General features: G+C 41.8%; 13 protein-coding genes. 9 read left to right on the top strand and 4 right to left on the bottom strand.

The features are described 5' to 3' along the window. Positions 1-139 precede the first annotated feature (139 nt). The 4 genes from Q3W13_RS06560 to Q3W13_RS06545 all read left to right on the top strand — a co-directional run bounded on the left by Q3W13_RS06560 (position 140) and on the right by Q3W13_RS06545 (position 2,251). Positions 140-352, top strand: a complete 213-nt coding sequence (locus tag Q3W13_RS06560; protein WP_302862298.1) for a hypothetical protein — start codon at positions 140-142, stop codon at positions 350-352. 202 nt (positions 353-554) lie between these two features. After that, a complete protein-coding gene (locus Q3W13_RS06555; RefSeq protein ID WP_302862297.1) occupies positions 555-743 on the top strand; it encodes a hypothetical protein in 189 nt (62 codons plus the stop codon). 170 nt (positions 744-913) lie between these two features. Beyond that, the gene (locus Q3W13_RS06550) at positions 914-1,105 is read left to right on the top strand and encodes a hypothetical protein (RefSeq protein WP_302862296.1); all 192 of its coding nucleotides are present in this window, start codon (positions 914-916) and stop codon (positions 1,103-1,105) included. Positions 1,106-1,237: 132 nt separating this feature from the next. Further along, positions 1,238-2,251 carry a proline iminopeptidase-family hydrolase gene (locus Q3W13_RS06545; protein WP_302862295.1) on the top strand — a complete coding sequence of 338 codons (1,014 nt, stop codon included), beginning with the start codon at positions 1,238-1,240 and terminating at the stop codon, positions 2,249-2,251. 168 nt (positions 2,252-2,419) lie between these two features. On the opposite strand, the gene Q3W13_RS06540 is transcribed toward Q3W13_RS06545, so the two are convergent. Beyond that, positions 2,420-4,888 carry a glycoside hydrolase N-terminal domain-containing protein gene (locus Q3W13_RS06540; RefSeq protein ID WP_302862293.1) on the bottom strand — a complete coding sequence of 823 codons (2,469 nt, stop codon included), beginning with the start codon at positions 4,886-4,888 and terminating at the stop codon, positions 2,420-2,422. A 184-nt stretch (positions 4,889-5,072) separates the two neighbouring features. Between Q3W13_RS06540 and Q3W13_RS06535 the strand changes: the two genes are divergently transcribed. Both Q3W13_RS06535 and Q3W13_RS06530 read left to right on the top strand, forming a co-directional pair. Further along, positions 5,073-6,050, top strand: a complete 978-nt coding sequence (locus Q3W13_RS06535) for an acyl transferase (protein ID WP_302862292.1) — start codon at positions 5,073-5,075, stop codon at positions 6,048-6,050. Between the two features lie 59 nt (positions 6,051-6,109). Further along, positions 6,110-6,787, top strand: a complete 678-nt coding sequence (locus tag Q3W13_RS06530) for a PH domain-containing protein (protein ID WP_302862291.1) — start codon at positions 6,110-6,112, stop codon at positions 6,785-6,787. A gap of 162 nt (positions 6,788-6,949) precedes the next feature. Here the strand turns inward: Q3W13_RS06530 and Q3W13_RS06525 are convergent, their stop codons facing one another. The 3 genes from Q3W13_RS06525 to tyrS are packed head-to-tail and all read right to left on the bottom strand — an operon-like array spanning position 6,950 to position 9,224. Beyond that, positions 6,950-7,402: an RES family NAD+ phosphorylase gene (locus Q3W13_RS06525; RefSeq protein WP_302862290.1), complete on the bottom strand. Its 453-nt coding sequence runs from the start codon at positions 7,400-7,402 to the stop codon at positions 6,950-6,952. 6 nt (positions 7,403-7,408) lie between these two features. Further along, positions 7,409-7,909: an antitoxin Xre/MbcA/ParS toxin-binding domain-containing protein gene (locus tag Q3W13_RS06520; RefSeq protein ID WP_302862288.1), complete on the bottom strand. Its 501-nt coding sequence runs from the start codon at positions 7,907-7,909 to the stop codon at positions 7,409-7,411. 37 nt (positions 7,910-7,946) lie between these two features. Further along, complete coding sequence (gene tyrS, locus Q3W13_RS06515; protein WP_302862287.1) at positions 7,947-9,224, bottom strand: tyrosine--tRNA ligase; 1,278 nt, start codon at positions 9,222-9,224, stop codon at positions 7,947-7,949. Between the two features lie 299 nt (positions 9,225-9,523). Between tyrS and Q3W13_RS06510 the strand changes: the two genes are divergently transcribed. From Q3W13_RS06510 to rpsA, 3 genes are all read left to right on the top strand, one after another. Then, positions 9,524-10,192, top strand: a complete 669-nt coding sequence (locus Q3W13_RS06510; RefSeq protein ID WP_302862285.1) for a hypothetical protein — start codon at positions 9,524-9,526, stop codon at positions 10,190-10,192. 34 nt (positions 10,193-10,226) lie between these two features. Next, positions 10,227-12,140: a glycosyltransferase family 39 protein gene (locus tag Q3W13_RS06505; RefSeq protein ID WP_302862284.1), complete on the top strand. Its 1,914-nt coding sequence runs from the start codon at positions 10,227-10,229 to the stop codon at positions 12,138-12,140. A gap of 184 nt (positions 12,141-12,324) precedes the next feature. After that, on the top strand, positions 12,325-14,292 hold the full coding sequence (gene rpsA / locus Q3W13_RS06500) for a 30S ribosomal protein S1 (protein WP_302862283.1): 1,968 nt from the start codon (positions 12,325-12,327) through the stop codon (positions 14,290-14,292). Positions 14,293-14,521 lie beyond the last annotated feature (229 nt).

Below are 14,521 nucleotides of genomic sequence, written 5' to 3'. Positions count from 1 at the left end.
TAAGTTGCGTATATTTATAGTGAACTGAAGGTCAATTAATTATATAACTGCGATTTTGAATCCAATCAGTTTAACAATAACCTTCCGCAGCGGCTTACGTAAAACAGCAATGATTTTTTAAAACAAATCAACCAATGTCATGAATCCTAAATATCGCATGCTTTATTTGTTGGTTGGCTTCGCCGGACTTTTTTTCCTTATTTACGATACCATAATAACCCTTCCGGAAATTAACCCGCTGAGGGCCCTGTTAGTTGCCTTGCCGGATCTGGTCGTGTTTTTCCTCGCCTACAAAACCTATCCTGTTGAGCAGGAAGCAAGTGTTAAAACCAGTAAGGTCAAGTCATATTAGTTAGTCCGCGTTTTAAACATATATAGCACGGGACATTAATGAATATATAATGATATGTTTATTAATGCCCGTTTTTTGTATTGATAGCAGAGGCACGGTAAGAATGTTAATAACTTGTTAATAATGAACATTTTCTTCCCCTAACCTTTTTTTCTCATCGCCGTAAAAGATTGATATTAAACGACTTTTAATATTTACTGTTATGAATGCAAAATATTTTACGCTGTATTTGATGATCGCCTTTGCCGGCCTGGCTTACCTGGCGCTTGATTCGTTCATCGGCTATCGTGATATTAATCCTGGCCGGGTTTTGCTGATTGCCATACCTGACATGGTTTTCTTTTACCTCGCTTACAGAACTTGTCCGCCGGAAAACCAGCCGGCAAGATAAAAACTGCAGCCCAGGGAGGGATTGTGCAGACTTATGTGAAGAAGGGCGCGGTCAGCTTTCAAATAACAGGCAAAATTGTTATTTGAAAGCTGTTTTTATTTGCCGACCTTTATAATCAGGGCTCAAACATAATAGGTTCGGGCCCGTTTTATCAGGTAAAGCACCGGCTAATGAACCCTAAATTCCTCATACTTTACATTATTGCAGCCACGCTTGCCTTTGGCCTGGCCATATATCAATTAATCGCAACGGATACTGGTGTTACTTATGGCCGCATTATATTAAATTTTATTATGGCGGCCGGCTTTTATTATCTCGCCTATAAAACTTATCACGAGAAAAAAGATCAGGAATTGATGTAAGCGTGTTTACATACCAGCATGCCTGAATTCTGATTAGTTACAACTTAGCTTTACATTGCTCAGGGTTACAAATAGATGCCGCTATTTGGCAGGCAAAATTTCTGTATATTTAAACTTCACAATTCATCCGTAATGAAAAAGCTTTTGTTTGCCCTCGCCGTTCTGTCCGCAGTTCTGGTTTCCTGCTCGCGGACTAATAAGGTCAGCTTATCACAGTACTATGCGCCTGTTGATTCCGGTGTACAGGTTGCTGGTATTAAAATGATTTCTATTCAAACACCCGTTGGAAAGTTTAAAGTATGGACCAAGCGTTTTGGCAATAACCCCCGCATAAAAGTGCTGTTGCTTCATGGCGGCCCGGCTATGACGCACGAGTACATGGAATGCTTTGAAAGCTTTTTTCCAAAAGAGGGTTTCGAAATGGTTGAATATGATCAGCTTGGTTCTTATTACAGCGATCAGCCGCGCGACAGCAGCCTGTGGACTACGCCGCGTTTTGTTGAAGAAGTAGAACAAGTACGTAAGGCCTTGAATATGGACAGTACGAATTTTTACCTGCTCGGTAATTCCTGGGGAGGCATCCTTGCGATGCAGTATGCATTAAAATATCAAAAGAACCTGAAGGGATTGATCATCTGCAATATGATGGCCAGCATGCCTGCTTATGAAAAATATAACGGCACATTGCGCAGCCAGATGCGTAAATCGTTGGTTGACTCGCTCACCAGTTATGAAAATAAGGGTTTGTATAAAGATTCGGTTTACCAGGCCCTGGTATTTAACGAATATTACCGTCAGCACTTGTGCCGTCTTGCTGAATGGCCCGATCCTGTATTACGTTCGTTTAAGCATGTAAACGACCAGATTTATGTAATGATGCAAGGGCCAAGTGAATTTAAAACCGGCGGCAGGCTGATTAGCTGGGATGTAAGTAAGCAACTTAAAGATATAAAGGTTCCAACACTTGTTGAGGGTGCTAAATATGATACCATGGATCCGAAGTATATGGAGTGGATGAGCAAACAATTCCCTAAAGGCGAATACCTTTATTGCCCTAATGGAAGTCATCTATCCATGTGGGATGACCAGAAAGTGTTTATGGCCGGGGTGACTAAGTTTATAAAAAATGTGGATGAGCGGTACTAAAACTAAGACTTGTACATTTTTGAGATTGCCAGATTCAAAGCCGTTACATAAAACTTTGACATTGCGGGTAAGGAACGAGCGCGGCAACCTCGTCGATTTACATCATAACTGACTATTCATTTGGAAGTATGTATAGCGACGAGGTTGCTTCATTGCCCGCAATCATAATTATTTGACAATTGTAACCAACTCATAAACACTCCCTTTCGTCGTCGCAAACTGGACCAAGCCGTCTTTCGTTAATTCTGTCTTTATCTTTTTACCGTTCTGGGTGACGATCAATTTGCATCCGGCGGTTACTTTACAAACGTTACCCTGTTTGGACAATATCTTAGCAGAAACCAGCTTGTTTTTGCTCCATTTTAAATCAGCTACAAAAGCGCCGACCGTGCAAACGCCTTTAAATTCGCCGTCGGTCCAGTCATGTGGCAACGCAGGCAGCAGGTCAATAAATCCATTATTTGATTGAACCAGCATTTCGCTGATAGCCGCCGTCATTCCCATGGTGCCGTCAATCTGCATTACGCTTCCTCCTTTAGCGAACAGTTGTGGAAATGCCTGCTCCTTAAAATAGCCTTTAAGAATAGCGTTAGCGTGGTCGCCTTCGCGCAGTCTTGCCCACAAAGCCGTTTTCCACGCCCTCGACCAGCCGCTGCTGCCATCGCCACGCCTGTTCAGCATGATTTTTATGGGTTCAATAAAGCTTGGTGTATTTTTTACTGAAAAAACATTGCCGGGATATAACCCATACATGGGGGATGAATGACGATGCTCCTTCTCCAGTTGAGGCCAGTCTTCTGTCCATTCCTGCAGGCTGCCATCTTTGCCAATTAATTGCGGACGAAGCCTGGCCTTCGTTTCACCAACTTTGGCAGCATATTTTTCATCCTTGCCAAGCAGAGCCGAGGCTTGCATATAATTGGTGAATAGATCACTGATGATCTGCATATCGATAGATGAACCCGCACAGATTGTAGTACCGGGAAGCACACTACCCGTGGTTTCATCAAAGTAAGGTCCGTTGCCGGGATTGCCGGTAAAGTTTTCGGGAGACGAGGATGGGTTGGTTACCAGCCATTTTTTCTCTGGGTACGGCGCCAGGTAATCCATAAAGAAATCAACCGAGCCTTTAATAACGGGGTAGATCTCTTCAAGATATTTTTTATCGCCGGTAAATTGGTAATGGTCCCAAAGCTCGTCGCACAGCCAGGCGCCCCCGGTGGTGAAAGTGCCCCAGGTTGGGCCGTCCATTGGCGCGGCAACCATCCAGAGATCGGTATTTTGATGCAGCACCCAGCCGCCACAGTTATAATTTTCTTTAGCAACTTGTGCACCCTGGTCTGTTATGTTTTTCATTAGTTGGATAAACGGCCCGGCACATTCAGCCAGGTTTGCCGACTCCACCGGCCAGTAATTCATTTGCAGATTGATGTTGGTGGTGTATTTGGAATCCCATGGCGGGTTCTGTTCATAATTCCAGATACCCTGTAAATTAGCTGCCTGCGTTCCTGGCCGGGAAGATGAAATTAACACATACCTGCCGAATTGATAAGCCAGCGCTGCCAGCTGCGGATCAGGAGATTTTACGGCGTTTTCCAGGCGCTCACTGGTTGGCAGCCATGAGTTGGCCGTAGCCGGCAATTTCAGGCTAACACGGTTAAACAGTTTTTGATAATCGGTAATGTGGGCAGCTTTTACCGAACCATAATCTTTAGACCCGACCGCTCTTAAATAGTTATTTGTTCTATCATGCTCATTGGCGCTCACATCTTTATAATTCACAAAATTGGTAGCGGCGGTAAAATACAAGGTAACGGCATCGGCATTGGTTACCATGAGATTGGCATCAGTAACTTTTATCGTACCGCCTTCGGGGAAAGCCTTCAGCCGGGCATCATATCTCAGTTTTCCTTCAACACCCAGATAGTCCGCAGATTTCCCGGTGAGCTGCAAACCATCCGTCCCCAGTCCATCCATGTGGAAATAATCTGTTCCATAATCTGAATGCTGCTGGTTGCGTACTCCACGCAAATTGGCCGTAAATGAAATGCTGCCGGGTTTGCTGGCGGTCAACCTGATGGCGATAACCTGGTCGGGCGCGGATGAAAACATCTCACGGCGATAAGTAACGCCATTGCTGCTGTATTCCACTCCGGCTATGCCTGTTTCCATATCCAGCCAGCGTTTATAACCGGTTATATTTTTCTGCTGAGGAAAAAAGAGCATTAAGTCTGCCAGCGACTGGTACTTCTGCTGTTCAACCGGGTAACCCATCAATTTTCGCCCAAAAAGCGTTTGCGCTTCTATAAATTGGCCTTTAAATACCAGGTCGCGTACTTCATTTAAATATTTGTAGCCACCTTTAACAACCGAAGAGTAGGGGCCGCCTGTCCAATACGTGTCCTCGTTAAGCTGTATGTGTTCCTCGTTAACGCCGCCAAAAATCATTCCTCCTAACCGACCGTTACCTACGGGTATGGCATCGTTCCACTTTGCCGCCGGCTTATCCATCCATATCAGGGTGGCCGGATTGAAAGTATGTTGTTCAATTTTTACAGGAATATCGATTTGCTGAGCTGAAAGGGTAAAGGTGGATAATAAAAAATACAGCAGGCAGCCAATGGTTTTAAACTTCATTGTGTTTAACGGTTAATACGGGTTTGGATGAATTAAACCTAATGAATATTATGCTTTAAAACAAACAACAGGCGTTATACGGCGCCATGATCATCCATTTATTTAAAATCATAGCTTATCCTTTAGTGCAATTGCAGGTCTTTCTCCGAAGGCAGGCGTCATACAAATCTGTATCTTTGCTGCGATGAATAAAGCGCAAGTATTCGGCATTAGTAATGAACAAAAGTTTATCCAGACCGCTTTGCAAGTTTTTAACTACCAGGCCCGGAACTGCAAAGTTTACAGCGAATTTATATCCGGTTTAAATATTGACACAGCAGCAGTTCAGCGCATCGATCAAATACCATTTTTGCCTATTGAATTCTTCAAATCCCAGGAAGTGGTTAGTAATGATGCCGCCACCGAAGTGATCTTTAGTAGTTCCGGCACAACAGGAATGATAACCAGCAGGCACCTGGTGACAGACGCGAGCTGGTACACGCAAAGCTTTCGAAATGCATTTAAATTATTCTATGGCGATGTCGCCGGCTATGTAGTCCTGGCTTTGCTTCCCTCCTATTTAGAGCGCGAAGGATCATCCCTTATTTATATGGCTGATGACCTGATCAAACAATCAGGAAACCCCGACAGCGGCTTCTATCTTTACAATCACCAGGAACTGTACAATCAGCTCAAAAAACAAAAGGATGCTCAAAAACCTACCCTGCTTATTGGTGTAACGTTTGCATTGCTTGATTTTGTGGAGCAGTATCAAATAGAATTTCCTGAACTAATAGTGATGGAAACCGGAGGAATGAAAGGGCGCCGGAAAGAAATGATCCGGGAAGAACTGCATCAGCAATTGTGTGAAGGCTTCGGCGTTAAAGCTATTCATTCCGAATACGGGATGACGGAATTATTATCCCAGGCCTATTCCAAAGGAGAAGGTGTTTTTTACTGCCCGCCATGGATGAAGATACTCACACGGGATACCAATGACCCGCTTGATATTCTTGAAAACAATAAAACCGGCGGCATTAATGTAATCGATCTCGCTAATATCAATTCCTGCTCATTTATAGCCACACAAGATTTAGGAAAAATTTACGACGACGGCTCATTTGAGGTACTTGGCCGGTTTGATAATTCTGACATACGAGGCTGCAATTTACTGATTGCGTAAAACTTAACTTGCTACTAACATAATATTGTTATTTTTGCACCTGCTAAATTTAGATCGTTATGATAGAAAAGTTTTTGAACGACGAACAAGACCCCAAAGCTGTCGAAAAAATATACCTGCGCCTTAACGACCTATTAAGCACAGGCGAGGAAATACTGTACATTGCAGTTCAAAAAAAGCCTATCGTAAACTTGTTTCCTGATTGTATAGCGCTTACTAACAAGCGTGTACTGTTCTTCACCCCGGCAAACCTTGGTCTGTCTATAAAATTTGTTGATTTCGTTTGGAAAGATATTGCTGATGTTTACACCAGGGAAGAGATTATCGGCGCGATATTTAGCGTTAAAACGACCGCAGGCGCCGAAATGGGTGTAGATTACCTGCCCAAGGTACAGGCCCGTAAACTTTATCAATATGCCCAGGAGCGTAAAGAAATTGAACGCGACGCCCGCCGTCAGCGCGATTTGGAAGACAAGCGTGCAGAGTCGGGGGCTATGCATTTTGAGCATACTGCGCCAGCGTTCCAGCAACCTGTCACTCCACCGCATCAGCCCGAGGTTATACAACTACCAGAAGTAGTTGCTACTGCAACACCTGCGCCGGTTTCTGCACCCGAGGCGCAAAAGCCGGATGAATTGACAGAAAAGCTTAAAAAGCTAAGAATGTTATTTGAAAACGGTCTTATTTCGCAGGAAGAATACAACCAGAAAAAACTGGATTTATTAAGTGATTTGTAGGTAGGTATATTCTACCTATGGGTATGTTACACCTCTGCTGGGAGCAAAATATTGCCAGAGACTTATTGAAACATACATGTGCTCCGTCCCTGCTTTATTTTTTCTGCCGGCATTCGCCCCACATGACGCTCGGGTTGACCAAATGGAGTTAAACTAAAATGACTAAACCAACCTGCTATCAAAATCAAAGGGTTCCCTGGTTAGTAATTTAACCTTGTTCATCTCCGGATGAGCAGGATTTAACAGGTAGTTATACTCACTCGGTACGATAGAAGACGGTACCTTCAGCAATAAATATTTCCCTTCCTTAATAAAGCGGTCCCCAAAGCGCGTTAAAGTTTGTGGGGGCGAAATGTCCCGCCAATTATCAGGAAGTTCATCAGTTTTTACAGATAGAATTTTATCGTCAGGCACTTTCATTTCCATCCGGCAATAACCATCCGGAATTAACAAGGGCTGCAAGTGTACCAGCACCTCGAGGACTGCCAGTGATGACGATGAAGCCAGGTATACTACCGGCTTACCTATACTGCTCCACCGCCCGCCATATAAACGGGCGCCGGTTCCGCTGAGGTCGTTAACATACTGACATCGTGCAATTCGGTAAAGTATCATGAAAGATTAAGCGAAAATGCCGTGCTCGATGCGGCCCAACTCACGAAATACCATATCGAAGCCGGCGGAGGTATCAAGCATGGAAACCGGGGCCTCGCCATTAAAAATTAAGCCGGGAGTTTTCATCCAGAGCTTAAATTTTTCGATAGAGCCAAAAACCTCTTCGCCACGGGTATACAGACGAGCTAACTCTACAGCTTTTTCAGCGTATTCAGTTTTTATGATTTCATTATCATCGTAACGTTGCAAAGTGCGTTCACTGATATGTAGGATATGAGCTAGCTCCTGTAGGGTAAGCGATATTTTTTTACCAAGCGCAAGCAACGCACTTTTTGAAAAACCCTTGCGGGCCAGGTTGATAACATCAAACTCATTACTAAATTTATAGGAACCCGAACCGCCCAACAAGCTATAAAATGGATTACCTATGCCGCTGGTAACATAAGCTACCATTGGCTCATTTAGAATATTTGGCTTGCCTTCCTGCTTTTTTGCCTTATACGACATAATGACAAATATAATTACCATTTGTCGTAATTTCAAATTATTCGGCAATAATCAAGAAATAATTTTTCTTACCCTTTTGGGCTAAAATAAATTTGCCATTAATGAGTACAGCGGGGCTTATTACGTCCTCAACCGCTATTTTATTCCTGTTAATGGATACCCCTCCGCCAGCTATAGTTTTCTTTGCTTCGCTTTTCGACGGGAAAATACTGGTATGGGCAGCAAGGAGGTCAATAACATTGATACCTTGCTGTAGGTCCGCCGCGTTTATGGTATAATTGGGCACACCGTCAAACAAGGCAAGTATCTCGTTACTATTCAACTCATTCAAAAATTCAATATCGGTATTTCCAAAAAAGAACCCGGAAGATTTAATTGCCTTCTCATAAGCGGCATCTCCGTGCACCCTTATGGTAATATCTTTTGCCAGGGCCTTTTGCAGCATTCTTAAATGCGGCGCAGCATCCTGTTCTGCTTCAATAGATCTTATCGTTTCCTCATCGAACAAGGTAAATATCCGGATATATGATTTGGCGTCTTCATCACTTGTATTCAACCAAAACTGGTAAAATTTATACGGGGATGTTTTCTCAGCGTCCAGCCAGATATTACCGCCTTCGGTTTTGCCAAATTTTGTCCCATCAGCTTTTTTTATTAATTGCGTTGTTAACGCAAAGGCCTCGCCCGCTCCTTTACGCCGTACTAATTCGGTACCGGTAACGATATTGCCCCATTGGTCAGAACCTCCCATTTGCAAGGCGCAATTATTGTTCTTCCACAGGTAGTAAAAATCATAGCCCTGAACTAACTGGTAGGTAAATTCAGTAAACGACATTCCTTCGCCTTCCAGTCGCTTTTTAACCGAATCTTTTGCCATCATGTAATTTACGGTGATGTGCTTTCCAACATCGCGGATAAAATCGAGGAAGGTATAGTCTTTGAACCAATCGTAGTTATTGACCATTTGGGCGCTGTTTGCACCACAGTCAAAATCCAGGAATTTTTCGAGCTGCGCTTTTATACCCGCCAGGTTCTTTTGTAGCACATCTTCTGAAAGCAAATTACGTTCCTGCGATTTGCCCGATGGATCGCCCACCATGCCGGTAGCGCCGCCTACCAATGCAAAAGGCTTATGGCCCGCACGCTGAAAATGTATCAGCGTCATAATCTGGGCCAGGCTGCCCACATGCAGCGAGTCGGCAGTCGGATCGAAGCCGATATAGCCTGATGTCATCCCTTTATTCAGTAATTCTTCAGTTCCGGGCATTATATCATGCAGCATACCCCGCCAGCGTAATTCTTCTACAAAGTTCATTATGTGTTCAATTCAAAAGGGACAAATATATTAAATCATTTCACCGATTGGAGAATGACTACAACGATTATTAGCATTCTATTTTACCGGTTTTCATGGATCAATTCAAATTGACAATGACTTAATCTATTAATAACCATCTTCTTCAAACCATAGCCCCGGCAAATACGTTCTCAACCGGGTGAATTAAATTAATTCTCTGTAATCATTTTAACAAACCGGTGCAATCCATTCTCCAATCAGTGAAATCAAAATAAATTCATTATTTTGGGAAATAACCGGACTTGACTATCGTGCCTATGAATTTTTTATCTCATTTTTATTTTGACAGGGACGTTAACGATTGTTATCATATATTGGGAACGGTTTTGCCGGACCTGCTGAAGAATGCAGATAAAGCTATTGTCCTTCATCCCGAAAAGCTTCATCATTCCGATAATCGCATCAATTCAATCATAGCCGGTTGGAACAAACACCTTGAAGTTGACCGTTATTTTCATTCATCCGTTTTTTTCCTTGAGCAGTCTCACAGATTAAAGTTATCGCTCCGACCGGCTATCGAAGGTTCTCCTGTGAAGCCATTTTTTTTAGGACATATTGCCATTGAACTCATCCTGGATAACCTGTTGCTAACTACCGGTAAAGTTGCTGCCGATAATTTTTATGATCACCTGAGTGGCTGCGAACCGGGGGTAATACACGAGTTTTTAACCTTTGCCGGTTTAAAGGAAACAGCCAGATTTTTCAGCTTTTTTGAAGACTTTAAAAGCAGCCGTTACCTGTACACTTATGCCGAGACACAGCAGATAACCTATGCATTGAAACGCATTTGTATGCGCGTTTGGCAAGACCCGTTTACTCTGAAAATGGAACAGGACATTAACGCTGTTATAATAGCCTATCGTGAAACATTGTTAAATAACTTCTTTTCAATATTTAAGAAGATCGAAGAAAAATTGCTTACCTGATAATCGCCTGTCAGCTATCTTTATACTTTTGAATATGGCAATTATTATCCTGCTTATTTGCTTTATCTGCATTTTTCTTTCACATGGAATCAATCATGCTGCATGCAAAAAAGAATTGATCATTTATTCGGTATTGACGTTTTCGGCAATCCTGGTTGGCATTACGGAATTTTCAGGTTTACTGCACCGGCTTAATTATAACTTTTTTTTTATTAGCTGGTGGTTTGTTACTATTTCATTCATAATATATCTGTACATCCAAAAAAAGCGCGTAAAAGTATTTGTAAATACATCAAAAATTAACATCAAATTAAAGTTAAGTCAAACTAACAAAACCGAAAATGCATTTTTAATTGCTTCCGGTATCCTTCTTTTTTTAGTCTTTTTGCAATCAATACTATACCCGCCCAACAATTGGGACGCTATGGCCTATCACATGGCACGGATTACCAGTTGGGTAAGCCATAAGTCTCTTGTACATTATCGTACTGATTACACCCCGCAACTCTTCCAGCCGCCATTTGCAGAATATGTTATAATGACCTTTGGCATACTCTGCCGGAATGATGTTTTTTCGAACACGTCACAATTTTTCTTTTTGCTTTTCTCATTAGTTACGCTAGTAGCTATTATTCAGTTACTAAAGTTAAACAGGCCATATAAAATTATTGTAATTGTGCTGGGAATAACTATACCAGAGGTTATCCTTCAATCGTGCAGCACACAAAACGATCTTACAGAAGGTTTTTTTATTATAACAACTTGTTTTTTCGTTATAAAAATCATTAAAAAGGCGCAATTAAGATATTTTGTATTTGCAGGTATTGCCGTAGGTTTGGCATTACTTACCAAAGGAACTGCATATATCTATCTTTCACCCATGCTTTTACTCCTTGGTATTATCATTCCTGCACAGGTATTTAAAACCAAAAAGTATTCCCCCTTAAAATACGCGTTGATAGCCATTATCATCGCTATTGGTATAAATTCGGGACATTTTACACGTAACTACAAACTTACACAGAGTATTCTTGGCGTTGACAAATCCGAATCAAAATTGTTTTCAAATCAAAAGATGAACGCGGGTTTATTGGCTTCAAACATTATTAAAAATGCGGGCTTGCATACGGGAATAATATTTGTTAAGCCCGCCGCAGTTTTTACAAATAAAATAATTTATAAGTTTCATGAAATTGCCGGCATAAACGTTAATGATACAGCCACCAACATCAGCAATGTAAAATACAGCACCATTACAGGCACATCTGGTGAAGATGGGTCGCCTAATCCCTTTCATTTTTTATTTATGCTGGTAGCATTGGTTTTAATTGGGCTGCATTTGTTTAAAGGCAAACGCAATTATGCAGTTGTTTTTATAGCAATTTCTTTGATTGTCCAGTTTTTATTTTTTTGCATCTACTTGAAGTGGCAGCCCTGGCATTCGAGGCTGCACATCCCCTTGTTTTTGATGGCAGTCCCATTAATGTGCTACGCAATGAGTATAAATTTATGGTTCAGGCGAGTGTTTTATTGGCTGTCTCCGCTAATGTTATTTTATGCGTTGCTGGTTATATTATACAATGATAACCGGCCTTTTTCACGAACGCTACTTTTTGAAGACAGATATAAGAAATATTTCGTTGTGAATTCGGCTTTATACCCTGAATACAATAAGATAAACAATAGGTTGCAAAATTCAGGCTACAAAAATATTGGTCTCATGCTGAAAGCTAACGATTGGGAATATCCTTTGTTTAAAGATTGTTTCAGTAAGGATTTAAATCCTATATACATAGCAGTGGACAATTTTAGTAAAAAAGCATACGCAGACACTATTCGACCGGATTGCATTTTATCTACACGGGGCAATAAAGCTTTTTTAGATTACAAGGGAAAACGGTACAGCAATAAAACTGCTGAGAACAAGATTATCTGGCTTTATGAGTAGTTAACCTGGCACCTATTAAAAAGGTATTACAGTAAGTCGCCCCCCACCAGCATAAAAATCCCTTTCTCAAATAAAATCGCCTTAAAATCAGCATTTAACACTAAATTACTTTGTTTTAATAAAATTATTATCCGTACCTTTGCAGTCCCAATTAACAAATTGGGAAAAGGAGAAAATTTATTTAATGGCAAAAAAACAAGAAGCAGAAAAAGAATTAAAAGCCAAGGAAGCTGAACTTGACGTAAAGGTTCCTCAGGAAAAAGAAACAATTGAATCAGAGGCTGATTCAATCTCGATCGAAGAGATCAAATCAAAAATCACAGCAAACACCGCAGATTTCGACTGGGATGCTGATGATAAAAAATTTGGTAATTACAGCGATAGCGACCGTGAAAAACTCGAAAAAATGTACGATGGTACATTCAGCTCTATAACTAAGGGCGAGATTATCACAGGTACCGTTGTAAGCATCAACAACAAAGATGTGGTATTAAACATTGGCTTTAAGTCGGATGGCTTGGTATCAGTATCTGAATTCCGTGATACGCCTGAACTTAAAGTAGGTGACACAGTTGAGGTATTCGTTGAGTCGCAGGAAGATGCTAACGGTCAGTTAGTGCTTTCACGCAAACGTGCTAAAACTCAAAAATCATGGGAACGTATTAATTCTGCATTAGACAACGATGAAATCATCACCGGTTTTGTTAAGAGCAGAACTAAAGGTGGTTTGATTGTAGATATAATGGGCGTTGAAGCCTTTTTACCTGGTTCACAGATCGACATTAAGCCAATCCGCGATTATGACGTATATGTGGGCAAAACCATGGAATTCAAAGTTGTTAAGATCAACCACGAGTTTAAGAACGTAGTGGTATCGCACAAAGTGCTGATCGAGGACGATTTGGAAAACCAAAAAACTGAAATTGTTGCCCGTCTTGAAAAAGGACAGGTATTGGAAGGTACCGTTAAAAACATTACTGACTTCGGTGTATTCATCGACCTTGGCGGTGTTGACGGCTTACTGCACATTACCGATATTTCCTGGGGCCGCATAGAGCATCCGCGTGAAGTATTATCATTAGACCAAAAGATCAACGTTGTTGTTCTTGACTTTGATGATGAGAAAAAACGTATAGCTCTTGGTTTAAAACAACTTACCCCGCATCCTTGGCAGTCGCTTGACGAAAACATCCAGGTTGGCTCGAAAGTTAAAGGCCGTATCGTTACAGTTGCTGATTACGGTGCATTCCTCGAAATCATCCCTGGTGTTGAGGGCTTGATCCACGTATCAGAAATGTCTTGGTCACAAAACCTGCGCAACCCACAGGAGTTCCTGAAAGTTGGCGACGAGGTTGAAGCTCAAGTGTTGACACTTGATCGCGACGAACGCAAAATGAGCCTGGGTATTAAACAGTTAACTCCTGATCCATGGCAGCAGGCTGCTGAGAAATATGCTATTGGCACTCAGCACGTAGCTACCGTTAAAAACATGACCAATTTTGGCGTGTTTGTTGAACTGGAAGACGGCATTGACGGCTTAATCCACATCAGCGACCTTTCGTGGAGCAAAAAGATCAACCATCCTAACGAATTCACTAAAGTTGGTGAAAAATTAGACGTGGTTGTACTGGAACTTGACGTTGAAAACCGCAAATTAAGCTTGGGCCACAAACAATTGGAAGAAAACCCATGGGATACTTTCGAAACAGTATTCACTATCGACTCGATACATGAAGGTACCGTATTGAAAGTTACCGATAAAGGTGCAATTGTTGCTTTACCATATGGCGTTGAAGGCTTCTGCCCAACCAAACACCTGGTTAAAGAAGATGGCAAGAGCCTGAAAGCCGATGAGGTTGCTGAATTCAAGATCATTGAATTTAACAAAGAGAACAAGCGTATCGTTATCTCTCACTCACGCATCTGGGAAGAAGCCCGTGCCGAGCAGCGTGTTCAGGAATTTGAATCCCGCAAAAAGGAAGCAAAGGCCGCTACCAATGCTGTGAAGAAAGTGAAAGACTCGGTTGAGAAATCAACTTTAGGCGATTTGAGCGTGTTAGCCCAGTTAAAAGAGCAGATGGAAGGTGCTGAAAACAAAGCACGTAAAGCCACAACTGCTAAAAAAGCTTCAGAAGAAGAAGCTGCTGAATAAGTTAAATAAATTTAATCCTTATAAGCTCCCGGTAGTAATATCGGGGGCTTTTTTGTTTTTTGCCCCGAAGTATATATAGACTAAAGCATTGATTATATTTGCTGTATGACCCCCGGCAAACCCGTCAGACCTTTTTTGTATCCGTTGATAATCGTCATCTGCCTATCGATTTCTATAGGTTTATTGTACCTAAGCTTCAGCAATTTTATAATACCCTATGCAATAGTGA

The sequence above is a fragment of the Mucilaginibacter sp. L3T2-6 genome (genome assembly GCF_030519355.1).
Lineage (GTDB): Bacteria > Bacteroidota > Bacteroidia > Sphingobacteriales > Sphingobacteriaceae > Mucilaginibacter.
The sequence above is the reverse complement of the archived record's forward strand: the minus strand, read 5'-3'. Positions and strand labels throughout refer to the sequence as shown.